Below are 13,701 nucleotides of genomic sequence, written 5' to 3' on the forward strand. Positions count from 1 at the left end.
AACTGTCGCGGCCCCGCGACAAAGCCTTGCATCGCCGGGCGAAAAAGCCATGATCGCCCGCAGTTTCAAGCCGGATTGCGGGGAGCGCCATGGCCGCCTCATTCACCTTTTCCTTCGCACGCTCTGTCCGCGCCCCCGGTGGCGTGGCGCTGTCGCTGATGGCGCTCGACGCGCCGGAGGCGGCCGGCGCGTCGAGCGTCGATCCGGACGGCGTCGTCGCCCGCGCGGCGCGGGTGGCGAAATTTTCCGGCAAGTCGCTCGCCGTCCTCGACCTCATCGCGCCGCAGGGGTCGCCGTTCGACCGGCTGATCGTCCTCGGCCTCGGCGACGGCACCGCGCTTGGCGAGCACGACTGGCTGCGGGCCGGCGGGGCCGCCGCCGCCCGGCTCGGCAGCGTCGAGAAGGCAACCGTCTTCCTCGATGCGCCCGGTGTCGAGATCACCGCCAAGGCCGCGGCCGACTTCGCCCTCGGCATGGAACTCGGCGCCTATCGCTTCGATCGCTACAAGACGACGAAAAAGGACGAGGAGCGCAAGGCCGCCGCTCCCGCCGCCGTGACGCTGGTGACGGCGGAGGCGACGGCGGCGAAGAAGGCGTTTTCCGCCGCCGAGGCCGTCGCCGCCGGCGTCGTCCTTGCCCGCGACCTCGTCAACGAGCCGCCGAACGTGCTCGGGCCGGTCGAGTTCGCCGCCCGCGCCAAGGCGCTGGAGGCGTCAGGCCTCGAGGTGGAGATCCTCGACGAGGCGGCCATGCGGGCGCTCGGCATGGGCGCGCTGCTCGGCGTCTCGCAAGGGTCGGCGCCCGGCCGCCCGGCGCAGCTCGTCGTCATGCAGTGGAAGGGCGGCAAGGCCGGAGAACGGCCGCTCGCCTTTGTCGGCAAGGGCGTCGTCTTCGACACCGGCGGCATCTCGATCAAGCCGGCGGCCGGGATGGAGGACATGAAGGGCGACATGGGCGGGGCGGCGGCCGTCGCCGGCCTGATGCAGACGCTGGCGCTGCGCAAGGCGAAGGTCAACGCCGTCGGCATTCTCGGCCTCGTCGAGAACATGCCCGACGCCAACGCCCAGCGCCCGGGCGACATCGTCACCTCGATGTCCGGCCAGACGATCGAGATCATCAACACCGACGCGGAAGGCAGGCTCGTGCTCTGCGATGCGCTCTGGTATTGCAACGACCGCTTCAATCCGCAGCTGATGATCGATCTCGCGACGCTGACGGGCGCGATCATGGTGGCGCTCGCCGGCCACCATGCCGGCCTCTTTTCCAATGACGACCGGCTTGCGGGCGACCTGCTCGCCGCCGGCCAGGTGACGCAGGAGCGCCTCTGGCGCATGCCGCTCGCCAAGGAATACGACAAGATGATCGACAGCAAGTTCGCCGACATGAAGAACACCGGCGGGCGGCATGGCGGGTCGGTGACGGCGGCGCAGTTCCTCAAGCGGTTCGTCAAGGACACGCCCTGGGCCCATCTCGACATCGCCGGCACGGCGATGGGTTCGCCGACCGACGAGATCAACGCCTCCTGGGGTTCGGGCTTCGGCGTGCGGCTTCTCAACGAATTCGTCCGCGCCTCCTACGAGACGTGAGTCCGCGCGTTGACGGAGATCCTTTTCTACCATCTGACCGAATCGAAGCTCGAGGACGCGCTGCCGCCGCTCCTCGAAAAGAGCCTCGCGCGCGGCTGGCGCGTCGCCGTCCAGACGGCGGACGCGGCCCGGCGCGACCGGCTGGACGCCCATCTCTGGGTCTATCGCGACGACAGTTTCCTGCCGCACGGCACGGAGGAGGCGCCGTTTGCCGAGGCTCAGCCGGTGCTGCTCACCGCCGGAGACGGCAATGCGAACGACGCCACCGTGCGCTTCATCGTCGACGGCGCGGCGCCGCCCGCGCCGGACGCCTATGAGCGGATGGTCTTCATGTTCGACGGCTATGACCAGGAGCAGGTGGAGGGCGCGCGCGCCGAGTGGAAGCGACTGCGCGGCAGCGGCCACAGCCTCACCTACTGGCAGCAGGACCGCGACGGTCGCTGGGTGAAGAAGGCGTAAGGCTGTCCTTCGGTCCTCAAGGGTTTGTCATGGATGATGTGGAATCCGGCTATCCCGAAAAGACAAGCGACAACAGAGGAACCCGAGCTTGTCTGGCCTGCAACGAACCTGACAGACTTTAGAGCGCGTCCCGTGAGCGCCGGTTCCCCGGACGGGCTCTCTGCTTCTGTTCTTGCCGCATCGTCCGCTGCCGAAGCGCTCCCGCTTCGGCTGGGCATGCCCTAGAAAACGAAATCGATCTTGTAGAGCCTAAAGGCATCCTCGAACCGGATCGCCATGTCGGCCCTGCGGTCACCGTCGACATCGGCATAGAGCACCGTTTCCGTCGCCCGCATCGCGTAGCGCAGTTCGCCGGCCTCGCCGGAAAAGCCGCGCGCGCCGCGCCAGGAGAATGCCTGGTTGCCGGCGGCGGTCGTGTCGGCATCGATTGCCTTGAGGTCGATGACGTCGCCACGGCTGAAATCGGTGATGCGATCCGCTGCCGCGACCGTCGATTCGCTGATTGTCTTGTAGAGAAACCGGTCGTTCCCCGGGAAGCCGTCGTAGAAATCGCCGCCCTCGTCGCCCGACAGCACATCGGCGCCGGCGCCGCCATAGAGGATATCGTCGCCGCCGAAGCCGAACAGCGTGTCCCGCCCGCCAAGGCCGATGATCTTGTCGGCGCCGACGCTGCCCTTCAGCGTGTTGTTCGTGCCAGAGCCCCAGACGGTTTCGACGGTGTCCTCGAGATGGAAGGTGAACTGCTCGGATCCGAGGACGGTCCCGTCCCGCGCCGTCGCCGTGACGTTGACGCGGATCGGTACGACGCTGGAAAGCGTGTTGTCGTAATTGTACCCTTGCGTCTCGTAGTCGAGCGGTGCCGTCGTGACGAGCCGTCCCTGCGATATCGAAAAATAGTCGACGGCGACCTCGGCGTCGAAGACGAAACCCTCGCCATAGAGAATTTTGTACTGTTCCTCGATCGTGTAGACGACATCGTCCTCAGACACGCCGCTGAGCGAAAAGGCACCGAGGATGGTGTCCGCCGGCAGGTTCTCGCGCAGCGCCCGGCTCTCGGTGAAGCTTACGATCCCGGTTTCCATCTCTTTTTCCCTTGAAATTCCTGAATAAAATGAATTCCAACATAACAGGGAAACAGTCGCCGTCAATGCGGCCGGCGGGTGGCCGCCGGATACCGCACGCGCATCTCTCCGCGCACCGCGTCAATCATGGAACGCGTCGACGAACTTCCGCCGGCCGAGCATGAAGGCGTCGGCGACATGACGCAGCGGCGCGAGGTCCACGTCGGACCGACCGGCCGCGATGATCTCGGCGAAGCGCCGGTAAAGCGCCGGATACTCCGCCTCCGGCTCCTCGTGCACGCTTTTTCCGTCGACGGAAAGCTTCGCCCCGCCCTCCGAGAGCACCATCTCGCCGGCCTCCGTGGCGGCGATGATGTCCCAGCTCTGCTTTCCCGTCTGGCGCCAGTCGAACTCGGCCGTCGCGTCGAGGTTAGACGCGCTCGAGAAACGCATCGACGCCGCGATCGGCGCGTCGCGGTTTTCGGGAAACTCCAGCGTCGCCTCGGTGATGAACAGGGCTTCCGGCAGGATATGGGTGACGATCGACAGCGCGTTGATACCGGGATCGAAGACGCCGAGGCCGCCGGCCGCCCAGATCCAGGCCTGGTTCGGATGCCAGTGGCGCACATCCTCCTTCCAGACGACCCGCACGCTGTGCAATCGCGTCCGGGACAGGAAGTCCCTGGCCGCCTCGACGGCGGGCGCATAGCGGGAATGCCAGCTCGCAAAGAGCGACAGGCCCTTTTCCGCCGCCAGCGTTTCAAGGGCGGCGACCTCGCTTAGCGTCGCGCCCGGCGGCTTTTCGAGGAACACATGCTTGCCGGCCGACAGCGCCGCATGGGCGCTCGCATAGCGGTATTGCGGCGGCATGCACAGCGAGACCGCCTCGATCTCCGGTTTTTGCGAAAGCATCGCCTCGATCGAGGTGTAGTTGTCGATCCCCTCGACCGTGCCGTTGCGGCTCGCGGCGGCGACCAGCCGGTAGGCTGGATCGGCGGCGATCGCGGGCAGATGCTGGTCCCGCACGATCTTGCCGACGCCGACGATGGCAAGGTTGATGGTCATGGCATGTCCCCCGATCCGCTGCGAAGCCGCAATTAGTATGATTTTATCGCCGCCTTGATAGCAGAATCCGGGAGCGCCGCAAGCGGCCGCCCTGCTGAGCGTTCGCGAGCGCCGCCGCCCGGACCGAGGGTTGAATTGGCCGTCACTTGCGCTACACCGGGGGGGCGCCGCGCGAACCCCTCTGCCCGTCCGCCCCGGAGAAGCCATGTCGACCGTGATCCGCAACGCCACGCGCGCCGAAATCGCAACATTGCTCGACTGGGCGGCCGCGGAAGGCTGGAACCCCGGCCTCGACGATGCCTCCGCCTTCTGGGCGGCGGACCCCGAGGGTTTCCATGTGATCGAGGAGGACGGCGCGATCGTCGCCTCGCTGTCGGTCGTGCGCTTCAGCGATAGCTTCGCCTTTCTCGGCTTCTACATCGTCCGGCCGGACGAGCGCGGCAAGGGCCGGGGGCTCGCCTTCTGGAACGCGATCGTCGAGCGCGACGAGGACCTGACGATCGGCCTCGACGGCGTCATCGCCCAGCAGGACATCTATCGCCGTTCCGGTTTCATGACCGCCCATGGAAATGTCCGTTATGGCGGCGCGCCGCGCCTTGCCGCGCCGTCCTCCGAGGAACTGATCGAGGTTGCGCCGCTGCATCTGCCGATGATCGTCGATTTCGACCGCCGCTTCAACGCCGCGCGGCGGGAGGATTTCCTGCGCGAATGGCTGAAGCAGGGGGATGACCGCCAGAGCTTCGCTCTGATGCGCGACGGCGCGATCCTCGGCTATGCGACGGTCCGCGCCTGCCGCCAGGGCTTCAAGATCGGGCCGCTCTTCTGCGAGACCGAGGCCGGCGCGGACCTGCTCTTCCGCAGGGCTGCCGCCGTGGCCGGGGTTGAGGAGGTCTTTCTCGACATTCCCGCTCCGAACGCGGCGGCGCGCGCGCTCTGCGAGCGATACAACCTGAAACCGGTCCTCGAGACCGTGCGCATGTATCGTGGGCTGGCGCCCGATCTTCCGCTCGGCAGGATCTACGGCATCACCAGCTTCGAACTCGGGTAAGGCGGCAGGATCGTCGACGTCCGAAGGAAAGGTCAGCCGGCCATCGCCTCGTCATAGTCGATGGAAAGCTGCATCCATTCGTCTTCGGCGGACGAGAGCTTCTGCACCAGAAGCCCGCGCTCCTTGACCTTGGCCGCCGCCTTGTCGGGCGCCGCGGTATAGATCGCCGGGTCCGCGAGCTCCCGGTCGAGCGCCTGGATCTGCGTCTGCAGCCTCTCCGTCAGCGTCTCCAGTGCGGTGATGCGCTTCTTCATCGGCGCGAAGGCCGCGCGCTTTTCGGCATTGGCCTTGCGCTGGTCGGCCTTGGAGACGGGCTCTTCCGGCGCCTTCTCCTTCGCGGCCCTCGCGGCGCGGCTGCTCTGGACGATGATGCCGCGATACTCCTCGAGATCGCCGTCGTAATTCGTCACGGTGCCGTCGCGCACAAGCCAGAGCCGGTCGGCGGTCGCCTCGATCAGGTGCCGGTCGTGCGAGATCAGGATGACCGCGCCGGAAAACGTGTTCAACGCCTCGATGAGCGCGCGGCGGCTGTCAATGTCGAGATGGTTGGTTGGTTCGTCGAGGATGAGCAGGTTCGGCGCGTCAAAGGCGGCGAGCCCCATCAGCAGCCGCGCCTTCTCGCCGCCGGAGAGATCCTTTGCCGGCGTCTCCATCTTCTCCGTCGCGAGCCCCATCTGGGCGACGCGGGCGCGCACTTTCGCTTCGGGCGCGCCCGGCATCAGCGGCCGCACATGGTCGACGGCGTTGTGGTCCGGCACGAGGTCGTCGAGCTGGTGCTGGGCGAAGAAGCCGATCTTTAGCCCGGGGGCGATCTGCACGCCGCCGCCCGTGGCGGCGAGCCGGCCGGAGATCAGCTTGGCGAAGGTCGACTTGCCGTTGCCGTTCGAGCCGAGAAGGGCGATGCGGTCGTCGGTATCGATGCGCAGCGACAGGCGCTGCAGCACCGGCTTGCCCGGCTGGTAGCCGACCGAGGCGCCCTGCAGCGCGATGATCGGCGCGGCGATCTCCTTCTCCGGATCGGGGAAGGTGAAGCCCTGGACGTGGTCCTCGACCACGGCGGCGACGGTGCCGAGCCGTTCCAGCGCCTTGACGCGGCTCTGCGCCTGGCGCGCTTTGGTCGCCTTGGCCTTGAAGCGGTCGATGAAGGATTGCAGGTGCTTGCGCTGCGCCTCGTTCTTCGCCTTCGCCTTCACCTGCAGTTCGATCGCCTCGGCGCGCTGGCGCTCGAACTGGTCGTAGGGGCCGCGATAGAAGGTGAGCTTCTGCTGGTCGAGATGGATGATGGCGTTGACGGCGGTGTTCAGGAGGTCGCGGTCGTGGCTGATGATGATCACGGTATAGGGATACCGGCTGATATAGTCCTCCAGCCAGAGCGTGCCTTCGAGGTCGAGATAGTTGGTCGGCTCGTCGAGGAGCAGCAGGTCGGGCTCGGAGAAGAGCACGGCGGCGAGCGCCACGCGCATGCGCCAGCCGCCGGAGAAGCTTGAGGCCGGCCGCGCCTGCGCCGCCGCGTCGAAGCCGAGGCCGGCGAGGATGCTCGCGGCGCGCGCCTCGGCCGAATGGGCCTGGATATCGGCAAGCCGCGTGTGGATCTCGGCGATGCGGTGCGGGTCCTTCGCCACCTGCGCCTCGGAAAGCAGGGCCTCGCGCTCCTTGTCGGCCTTCAGCACGATCTCGATCAGAGGCTCCTCGGTGCCCGGCGCCTCCTGCGCCACCTGTCCGATGCGGGCGTTGCGCGGGATGCTGACCGAGCCGCTTTCGCTGTCCATCTCGCCGGTGATGATGCGGAACAGCGTCGACTTGCCGGCACCGTTGCGGCCGACGAGGCCGGCCTTCGTGCCGGCGGGCAGCGACAGGCTGGCCCCGTCGATGAGCAGGCGGCCGGCGATGCGGGCGGAGAGGTTCGTGAGCGTGATCATGGCCGGCGTTTTGCCCGGCTTCACGCGCCGGCGCAAGACCCCGGAAAGGGGCGTCAGCCGCCGGCGAGCCGGCGATAGGTCGCCTCGGCGCCGGACATGCGGTCCGGGCAATAGGCGACCACCGGCCCGTCGCGGCCGATCCGTGCGGCCTCGAGCGCCTGCTCCGCCCGTCTGATCAGCGTGGCCGCGTCCGGGGCATCGCCGAGCATGGCGAAGCCGGCGACCACGAGGCCCTCCGTCTCCGGGGCGCCGGCCTTCAGGCCGAGCAGCGGCGCGATGCGCCGGCGCAGCCGGTGGGTGATCGACACGGCCGCCGTGGGCGTCACGTCGCGGAAGACGAAGGCGAAGGTGTTGGCGCCGACGCGCGCGACGACGTCGTCCTTCTTCACGACGGTGCGCAGCGCGAGCGCCATGCGGTGCAGAACCGCGTCCTCGACAGGCGGCGATGCCGGGAAGGCGGCAAGCGACAGCGCTGTCTTTGCCTCCGCCTCCGGGTTCGCGTAGGTGGCGTCGAGCAGCGAAAGCAGCGCGCGGCGCGTCGGCAGGCCGGTCACGGCGTCTTCCGTCAGCACGTTGCCGGCGGCCCCGTCCGGATCGGCGCATTCGGCGACGAGCGCGGCGATCCGGTCGAGTTCGCCGTCGAGCGTTTCCGTGCCGGCGGCGAGCCGGAGCGTCCGGTCCTTGAGTTCCTCGACCGCGTCCGCGAGCCCGGTCACGGCGCCTTCGTCGAGCGCGCGGGCGAAACGTTCGAGCAGACGGGCGAAATCCGCCTGTTCGTCCCTGACGTCGCGCACCCGGTCGCGGCTGCCGGCAAGCGCCTTCAGGAGGTCGTCGCGCGGCGTCGCCGGAGGCCCGCCGATCCCGTGCGCGGCGGCGATGCGTTCGAGTGCCGACTGGGCCGGCATCGCGCCAAGCCCGGCGATCTCGCGGCTGAGGCCCGGATGGTGCCCCGACAGCGCTTGCCGGATCAGCTCGAAATTCAGCGCGAGCGGCATCATACCGATCTTTGCCATCACCTGCGCGATGCGGAAGATCTGCGCCGCGCTTTCGGCGTGGGGATGGTGGGCGTCCTTCGGGGGCATGGGCGATCATCCGGTCGGTTGGCGCGCTCGCGCGCGCAGATGCCGCGACGTTAGGGCAACACCCTTAAGGGACGGTCAAATGCCAGTCTAAACTTGCGAGGGTCAGGCGAATTCCGCACCCTCGGCGCGCAGGAAATAGACGAGGTCCAGCACCAGCGACGGGCCGCCGATGCCGGTCAGGATGGCATGGCACTGGCCGCGATGATGGGTCTGGTGGTTGAACATGTGGGAGAGTGCGGCACCGAGGCGCTGGGTGATGATCGCCGGACTGCTGATCGGCGAATAGGTGAACGGCGCGTCGAGGGCCTCCGCTGCGAGCCCGTCGATCCAGTCGCGGATGCGCGCGTCCTCGGCGTCACGCGCCGCCTCGAGCCCGGCGAAATCCTCGTGGAGGATTTCGTCCAGCGCCTGCGGTTGCGGACCGCTGCCGGTGAAGCGGCGCATCCAGACGCGGTCGGCGACAAGGAGGTGGTTGAGCGTCCGGTGCAGCGATCCGAAGAAGGCGCCTGCCTCCTGCCGGTAGGCCCGGTCGTCGAGCGCCGCCGCCGCGCCGTAGACCCGCCGGTTCGCCCAGATGTTGTAGGCGGCAAACATCCTGAAGTGCTCGATCATCGTCTCTCTCCTGCGCGTGGGACGCGATCCTAGCGCCGAATGCCATTCCCGGGGCGAATGCGATCGATGAAATTTCCTGATTTGATTGCGCGCCCGTTGCGGTCTTCACTGCGGGACGCATCAGAGAAAAGGGGAATCGTCATGTCCATCACGCTCTACGGCCTGTGCGGCGCCAACCCCGACCGGCCGTTCTCACCTCATGTCTGGAAGGTGGCGCTGGCGCTCGCGCACAAGGGGCTCGACCACACGGTCAGGTCCGTCCCCTTCACCGCCATTCCGGCGATCGAGGGCGGCGCGACGAAGACGGTGCCGCTGCTGCGCGACGGCGACCGGCTCGTCAGCGACAGCTTCGAGATCGCTCTTTATCTGGAGCGGACCTATCCGGACCGGCCGTCGCTGTTCGGCGGTCCGGGCGGCGAGGCGATGGCCCGTTTTGTCGAGAGCTGGTCGCAGACTCAGATCCACACCGCGCTCGTGCGGATGGTGGTGCTCGACATCCACGATCTGCTCGCGCCGGAGGACCAGACCTATTTCCGCGCCAGCCGCGAGGCCCGCCTCGGCCGTGCGCTGGAGGAGGTTGTCGCCGGCCGCGACGGCGAACGGGACGCCTTTACGGCACGGCTCGAGCCGCTGCGCAGCACGCTCAAGGGCCAGGCCTTCATCGGCGGTCCGTCCCCGCTCTTTTCCGACTACATCGTCTTCGGCGCGCTGCAATGGGCGCGCATCACCTCGCCGCTGAAGCTCCTTGCCGGGGACGATCCCGTCAGTGCCTGGTTCGAGCGCTGCCTCGATCTTTACCAGGGACTCGGGCGCAGCGTGACGGCCGCGTGAAACTTCGGGAGCGCCGGTCCGAATCGGTGCCGCACCCCTTGTTTTGCCGCCGTTTGGCGGCTATGGAACCGCGAAATTCACGGGAAAACCAAGGGAATTGGCACCATGGCGATTGAACGCACCTTTTCGATGATCAAGCCGGACGCAACCAAGCGCAACCTGACGGGTGCGATCACCAAGATGCTCGAGGATGCCGGCCTGCGCGTCGTCGCCTCCAAGCGCGTATGGATGAGCAAGCGCGAGGCCGAGGGCTTCTACGCCGTGCACAAGGACCGTCCCTTCTTCGGCGAACTGGTCGACTTCATGTCCTCCGGCCCGACCGTCGTCCAGGTTCTGGAAGGCGAGAACGCCATCCTGAAGAACCGCGACGTGATGGGCGCCACCAATCCGGCGAACGCCGCCGAGGGCACGATCCGCAAGGTTCATGCGCTGTCGATCGGCGAAAACTCGGTCCATGGTTCGGATGCGCCGGAAACGGCCGCCGAGGAAATCGCCTACTGGTTCTCCGGCACCGAAATCGTCGGCTGATCCTGAGCATTTCCCGTCGAATCGGGACACTGCGTCAGAACAAAAAGATAGGCCATATCGGATGAACGGGCTTTCGCTGGACGGGCTCTGACAGGTTTGAGACCACCGAAGGCCGGGGCGGCGACGTCCCGGCCTTCGTCGTTTCTGGCGGAGGCATCCTCAGGTCGCGCAGCGGGCGGTCGGGAAGCGCTCGGGCGCCTTGCCGTCCCGGAAGAGATCCGGGTTCTTCTCGTAGGCCGGGCCGACGACCAGCGCCTTTTCCGGCAGCACGTCCTGGTCGAGCGTCGAGGTCACCGAGGTCTGAAGCGTCTGCACGACGCGGCCGTCCGGCGCCTTCACCGTGATCGTCACGGCATAGGGGCGCTCCGCCTTGACGCAGCTGATGTCGGGACTTTCGAGCACGACCTTGGCGAGTTTCGGAAAGAGCGGCCGCTCGATCACCAGCGGCGCGCCGCCCGCCGGGTCCTCGAAGCGTGCCACGACGGTGCTTCCCTCCGGCTGCGGCCGTTCCTGCGCCAGCGTCACCAGATAGGTGGCATAGGCGAGGCGGTAGTTGAAGACGAAGATCTTGCCGGTCAGCCTCAGCGCCTCTTCGCCGGCCTCCTCGCGCTGGCAGCCGGCGGCGAGCAGCAGGCAGGCGAGCGCCACGGCCGGGATCCCTCGTTTCATGCGTCATGCTCCTTGCTGCGTCGGTAGTGGCGCCGTGCCTTGGTGCGGTTGCCGCAGACCGCCATGTCGCACCAGGTCCGGCTGCGATTGCGGCTGCGGTCGAGAAAAAGCCATTCGCAGTGCGGGCAGATCTTCAGCCGCGCCGGATCGGGCAGGGCGGCAAGGCGCAGCGCCGAGTGCGCGGTCTGAACGTCGAGGCGGGTCGCGCCGTCCCCGGCTCCGCGGCGGATCACGGCGGCGATCGTCTCGAGAAGCGTGGCGAGCGCCGCGTCTTCCGCCGCGCCGCCCCGCGCGATCGCGCGGAAATGAGCGTCGATCGCCTCGCGCAGCGCAAGGAACAGCGGCCGGTCTTCCGCCCGAGGCGCCGCCAGAGCCGGCAGGACCTCCGCGCAATGGCGCCGCGCGGCATCGGCAAATCCGTCGATCGCCGCCGGATCGGCGAAACGGTCGATCCGGCGTGCCGGATCGAAGCGCAGCACGACGGCATTGGCGACGTCGAGGGCGAGCGCGCCGCCGGAAAAACGATGCGGGGTCCAGGTGAAGCTCATGGCAAATCCTAACTGGTAAAAGCAATTTTACCAGTTATATTCGGTCTGTCATCCCCGGATCGCGCCATGGCCTATTTTCTCCAGCAGCTCGCCAATGCCGTTCCCGTCGCCGCCCTCTACGCGGTGCTTGCCTTCGGTTACGCCGTCGCCTTCACGGTGACGCGACGGGCGGACTTGACCCATGGCGCGCTGTTCGCCTTTGCCGGGCAGGTCTTCGTTCTGTTCGCCGATGTCGGCTGGAACCGGCTCTGGCTGGTGCTGCCGGCGACGCTTGCCTTCGCCGCCGCGATGGCCTTCACCTACACGGTCGGTGCCGGCGTCCTCGTGGCGCAAAGGGTGATGCGGCCGCTCGCCTTCTCCTCGGCCAATTCGGTGATCGTCGCCTCGCTCGGCGTTCTTCTCGTCTTGATGGAAACCGCGCGCCTGGCGACGGAGACGCGCAGCCTCTGGCTGCCCCTCTTCCTCAACGCGCCGGTGGTGCTTGTTGACGATCCCGCCTTCCCGGTGACGCTGACGGTGATCCAGATGCTGAACGCGGCGCTGATGCTCGCCCTCGTGGCGGCCGGCCAGGCGGTGCTCGCGCGGACACGGGCCGGACGGATCTGGCGGGCGGTCGCCGACGATCGCGGCGCGGCGGCGCTGTGCGGCATCGATCCCGGCCGTGTTTTTGTTCTCTCCTATGCCGCGGCCGCCGGGATCGCCGCCATATCGGGCATCCTCGCCGCCTCCTATTACGGGACGATGGATTTCGGCGCAGGGCTGGTCTTCGGCGTCAAGGTCCTGTTCATCGCCGCGATCGGCGGGCAGGGCGCGCCGCTGCGGGCCGCCGGCGGTGCGGCGGCGGTCGGCCTCGCCGAAACGCTCTGGAGCGCCTACGGACCGATCCTCTGGCGTGATTTCGCCGTCTTCGGCGGTCTCGTCATCGTCCTGGTTCTCGTCCGTCGGGAGAAGGTCGTGCCGTGATCCCGCTCGGAGATGGGCCTCAGCGCGACCAGCGGTCGCGCGCGCTGTCGTCCGCATCCCGCGCGGAGACCCAGCCGCCGGGCGTATCGTCGATCCCGTGCTCCTTCTTCCAGAAGGGTGCGCCGGTCTTGAGGAAATCCATGATGAAGCTCGCGCCGTCGAAGGCGGCGTGCCGGTGGCGCGAGGCGGCGGCGACGAGCACGATGGTCTCGCCCGGCAGGATGCGGCCGAAGCGGTGGATGGCGCAGGCGTCGATCAGGTCGAAACGATTCATGGCCTCGGCGCAGATGCGCGCGATCTCGGCTTCCGCCATGCCCGGATAATGCTCGAGCTCGAGCGCGCTGAGCGTGCCGTCCTCGTCCCGGCAGAGGCCGGAGAAGGTGACGACCGCGCCGATCTCCGGCCGCCCGGCCGACAGGGCCGCGATCTCGGCCGCAACGTCGATATCCTCCCGCTGCACCCGCACGCGCGCCATGGCGTCAGCCTCCGGTCATCGGCGGGAAGAGGGCGATCTCACGGGCGTCGCCGATCGGCTCGCCGTGCTCGGCATGCTCCTGGTCAAGCGCGACCCGGATGACGTTCTCGTGCTCGAGCGCCGCCGCATAGCCGTCGCCGAGCGTCTTCAGGTGGGCGATGAGGTCGGCGACGGTGACGACGCTTTCCGGTAGATCGCGCTCCTCGGCGGCGATCCCGATCCGCTCGCGCACCCAGGCGAAATAGGCGAGCGACACCGTCCTCATTCGTCGATCACATGCTTCAGCCCGGCGCGGAAATAGTCGTAGCCGGTATACATGGTCAGGATCGCCGCGACCCAGAGCAGGAAGATCCCGAACTGGGTGGTGTAGGGCAGGAACTTGTCGGCCGCCGGTCCCGCGAGCAGGACGGCGATGGCGATCATCTGGATCGCCGTCTTCCACTTGGCGATGCGCGTCACGGGGACGCTGACCTTGAGCGCGGCCAGATATTCGCGCAGGCCGGAGACGAGGATCTCGCGGCAGAGGATGATGATCGCCGCCCAGAGCGACCAGCCGGCAATGGTCTTCTCGGTGTCCGCCGCCATCAGCAGGAGCGCGGTGGCGACGAGAAGCTTGTCGGCGATCGGGTCGAGCATGCGGCCGATATTGGACGTCTGGTTCCAGATCCGCGCCAGATAGCCGTCGAAGAAATCGGTGATCGAGGCGAGCGCGAACAGGCCGAGCGCCGTCCATCGCGCGAAATCGGAACTCGCGAGCCGCCCTTCCATGAAAAAGCAGAGCACGATCAGCGGCACGGCGAGGATGCGGCCATAGGTGAGCAGGTTCGGGATGTTGTAGGCGGCGGGCGTGGACAT

The 13,701-nt window shown here is 67.7% G+C and carries 16 protein-coding genes; 6 read left to right on the forward strand and 10 right to left on the reverse strand.

The window, feature by feature from the left end; all coding sequences use genetic code 11:
- Positions 1-89: 89 nt before the first annotated feature.
- Together ACEVQ6_RS08540 and ACEVQ6_RS08545 are read left to right on the forward strand one after the other, a co-directional pair.
- Positions 90-1,586, forward strand: a complete 1,497-nt coding sequence (locus ACEVQ6_RS08540; RefSeq protein ID WP_374888510.1) for a leucyl aminopeptidase — start codon at positions 90-92, stop codon at positions 1,584-1,586.
- 9 nt (positions 1,587-1,595) lie between these two features.
- Positions 1,596-2,045 carry a DNA polymerase III subunit chi gene (locus ACEVQ6_RS08545; RefSeq protein WP_374888511.1) on the forward strand — a complete coding sequence of 150 codons (450 nt, stop codon included), beginning with the start codon at positions 1,596-1,598 and terminating at the stop codon, positions 2,043-2,045.
- A 221-nt stretch (positions 2,046-2,266) separates the two neighbouring features.
- Here the strand turns inward: ACEVQ6_RS08545 and ACEVQ6_RS08550 are convergent, their stop codons facing one another.
- Together ACEVQ6_RS08550 and ACEVQ6_RS08555 are read right to left on the reverse strand one after the other, a co-directional pair.
- Positions 2,267-3,127 (reverse strand): calcium-binding protein, encoded by an 861-nt coding sequence (locus ACEVQ6_RS08550; RefSeq protein ID WP_374888512.1) that lies wholly within the window; start codon positions 3,125-3,127, stop codon positions 2,267-2,269.
- A gap of 120 nt (positions 3,128-3,247) precedes the next feature.
- Complete coding sequence (locus ACEVQ6_RS08555) at positions 3,248-4,171, reverse strand: Gfo/Idh/MocA family protein (RefSeq protein ID WP_374888513.1); 924 nt, start codon at positions 4,169-4,171, stop codon at positions 3,248-3,250.
- Positions 4,172-4,376: 205 nt separating this feature from the next.
- Here ACEVQ6_RS08555 and ACEVQ6_RS08560 point away from each other — a divergent pair, with 205 nt between their 5' ends.
- Positions 4,377-5,219 carry a GNAT family N-acetyltransferase gene (locus ACEVQ6_RS08560; protein WP_374888514.1) on the forward strand — a complete coding sequence of 281 codons (843 nt, stop codon included), beginning with the start codon at positions 4,377-4,379 and terminating at the stop codon, positions 5,217-5,219.
- Between the two features lie 32 nt (positions 5,220-5,251).
- Here the strand turns inward: ACEVQ6_RS08560 and ACEVQ6_RS08565 are convergent, their stop codons facing one another.
- From ACEVQ6_RS08565 to ACEVQ6_RS08575, 3 genes are all read right to left on the reverse strand, one after another.
- Positions 5,252-7,138 carry an ABC-F family ATP-binding cassette domain-containing protein gene (locus ACEVQ6_RS08565; RefSeq protein ID WP_374888515.1) on the reverse strand — a complete coding sequence of 629 codons (1,887 nt, stop codon included), beginning with the start codon at positions 7,136-7,138 and terminating at the stop codon, positions 5,252-5,254.
- Positions 7,139-7,191: 53 nt separating this feature from the next.
- A complete protein-coding gene (locus tag ACEVQ6_RS08570) occupies positions 7,192-8,220 on the reverse strand; it encodes a diguanylate cyclase domain-containing protein (RefSeq protein ID WP_374888516.1) in 1,029 nt (342 codons plus the stop codon).
- A gap of 102 nt (positions 8,221-8,322) precedes the next feature.
- On the reverse strand, positions 8,323-8,832 hold the full coding sequence (locus tag ACEVQ6_RS08575; protein ID WP_374888517.1) for a DinB family protein: 510 nt from the start codon (positions 8,830-8,832) through the stop codon (positions 8,323-8,325).
- 141 nt (positions 8,833-8,973) lie between these two features.
- Between ACEVQ6_RS08575 and ACEVQ6_RS08580 the strand changes: the two genes are divergently transcribed.
- The gene (locus tag ACEVQ6_RS08580) at positions 8,974-9,663 is read left to right on the forward strand and encodes a glutathione S-transferase family protein (protein WP_374888518.1); all 690 of its coding nucleotides are present in this window, start codon (positions 8,974-8,976) and stop codon (positions 9,661-9,663) included.
- A 105-nt stretch (positions 9,664-9,768) separates the two neighbouring features.
- Positions 9,769-10,191: a nucleoside-diphosphate kinase gene (ndk, locus tag ACEVQ6_RS08585; RefSeq protein ID WP_374888519.1), complete on the forward strand. Its 423-nt coding sequence runs from the start codon at positions 9,769-9,771 to the stop codon at positions 10,189-10,191.
- 159 nt (positions 10,192-10,350) lie between these two features.
- Here the strand turns inward: ndk and ACEVQ6_RS08590 are convergent, their stop codons facing one another.
- A complete protein-coding gene (locus ACEVQ6_RS08590) occupies positions 10,351-10,860 on the reverse strand; it encodes a hypothetical protein (RefSeq protein WP_374888520.1) in 510 nt (169 codons plus the stop codon).
- Positions 10,857-11,408 carry a CGNR zinc finger domain-containing protein gene (locus tag ACEVQ6_RS08595; protein WP_374888521.1) on the reverse strand — a complete coding sequence of 184 codons (552 nt, stop codon included), beginning with the start codon at positions 11,406-11,408 and terminating at the stop codon, positions 10,857-10,859. Before ACEVQ6_RS08595 ends, ACEVQ6_RS08590 begins: the two co-directional genes overlap by 4 nt.
- A gap of 66 nt (positions 11,409-11,474) precedes the next feature.
- Here ACEVQ6_RS08595 and ACEVQ6_RS08600 point away from each other — a divergent pair, with 66 nt between their 5' ends.
- A complete protein-coding gene (locus ACEVQ6_RS08600) occupies positions 11,475-12,371 on the forward strand; it encodes a branched-chain amino acid ABC transporter permease (protein WP_374888522.1) in 897 nt (298 codons plus the stop codon).
- Between the two features lie 19 nt (positions 12,372-12,390).
- On the opposite strand, the gene ACEVQ6_RS08605 is transcribed toward ACEVQ6_RS08600, so the two are convergent.
- Genes ACEVQ6_RS08605 through pgsA form a run of 3 tightly spaced genes read right to left on the reverse strand, consistent with a single transcriptional unit; the run spans position 12,391 to position 13,701 of the window.
- Entirely contained in the window at positions 12,391-12,846 is a 456-nt protein-coding gene (locus ACEVQ6_RS08605; protein WP_374888523.1) for a molybdenum cofactor biosynthesis protein MoaE, read from the reverse strand.
- 4 nt (positions 12,847-12,850) lie between these two features.
- Positions 12,851-13,111, reverse strand: a complete 261-nt coding sequence (gene moaD / locus ACEVQ6_RS08610) for a molybdopterin converting factor subunit 1 (RefSeq protein WP_374888524.1) — start codon at positions 13,109-13,111, stop codon at positions 12,851-12,853.
- Complete coding sequence (gene pgsA, locus ACEVQ6_RS08615) at positions 13,108-13,701, reverse strand: CDP-diacylglycerol--glycerol-3-phosphate 3-phosphatidyltransferase (protein WP_374888525.1); 594 nt, start codon at positions 13,699-13,701, stop codon at positions 13,108-13,110. Before pgsA ends, moaD begins: the two co-directional genes overlap by 4 nt.

The sequence above is a fragment of the Ensifer soli genome (genome assembly GCF_041928815.1).
Taxonomy (GTDB): domain Bacteria; phylum Pseudomonadota; class Alphaproteobacteria; order Rhizobiales; family Rhizobiaceae; genus JBHFEI01.